The organism is Burkholderia sp. GbtcB21 (assembly GCF_019091065.1).
GTDB classification, from domain to species: domain Bacteria; phylum Pseudomonadota; class Gammaproteobacteria; order Burkholderiales; family Burkholderiaceae; genus Burkholderia; species Burkholderia pyrrocinia_C.
This window is the reverse complement of record NZ_JAGXKA010000075.1, coordinates 1-957: the sequence shown is the minus strand read 5'-3', so window position 1 is coordinate 957 and position 957 is coordinate 1. Positions and strand designations below refer to the sequence as shown.

General features: G+C 60.1%; 1 protein-coding gene and 1 pseudogene. Both read left to right on the top strand.

Annotated features, from left to right (window positions below; all coding sequences use genetic code 11):
- The coding region (locus KVT39_RS36395; RefSeq protein WP_217591422.1) for an integrase core domain-containing protein at positions 1–222 on the top strand (222 nt) is incomplete at its 5' end.
- Positions 223–253: 31 nt separating this feature from the next.
- Positions 254–763: pseudogene (locus tag KVT39_RS36390) on the top strand (transposase); the annotation flags it as partial.
- Positions 764–957 lie beyond the last annotated feature (194 nt).

Genomic DNA, 957 nt, shown 5'->3' with positions numbered 1-957 from the left:
AACGCCCTGGCTGAAACGATCAACGGCTTGTACAAGGCTGAACTGATTCATCGCCGCACCTGGAAAACGCGGGAATCCGTTGAACTGGCAACGCTGCAGTGGGTGACCTGGTTCAATCATCATCGGTTGATGGAACCCCTCGGCTATATCCCGCCCGCCGAAGCTGAGGCAAACTACTATCGGCAACTTGAAACAGCTGCCGCTGAACTCGCATCAACTTAAACCAACCAGCCTCCACGATTCCCGGGGCGGTTCACCTGATCGGCTCGCGACGCGCTTCATCAAGTTGATCGGCAAGCTGTTCGCCGCCGAAGCGCGTAGCACAACTTGGCCGGCATCGCGACGACAGCGATTGCGACGACGATACAGCGCGCTCGTACTCGATGCGCTTCACGCGCTGATGCTCGAGCAGTCACCCGGCGTCGCGCCGAAGAGCCAGCTCGGAAAGGGGCTGACCTATCTGCGTTCACAGTGGCCGAAGCTCATTCGCTATGTCGAGAACGGCGATTGCCCGATCAGCAACAACCCCTGTGAGAACGCGATTCGCCCGTTCTGCGTCGGGCGCCGTGGGTGGTTGTTCTCGGATACCGTCGAAGGCGCGTACGCGAGTGCGAACCTCTATACGCTCGTCGAGACCTGCAAGGCCAACGGCATCGATCCGTATCGCTATCTCACCTGGCTGTTCCAACGCCTCCCGCTGGCGACCACCGTCGACGACTACGACGCGCTGCTGCCCTGGAAAATGCCGGCCGACCTGCGCTGATCCGCTTCCTTACCGCACCTCGAGCACTCCACCGATTTACTCTGACGGACGTCGTTCGTGGATCGCATACACTAATTCGGCGGAACGGTATACGGGCCGGGCGCGGCACAAGCGCCATTAGGGAATCACTGATTAATAGGCGATCACGCGAGGTTATCGACGACGCGGGCGTGGCAAGGCTGAATGCCGAAGCG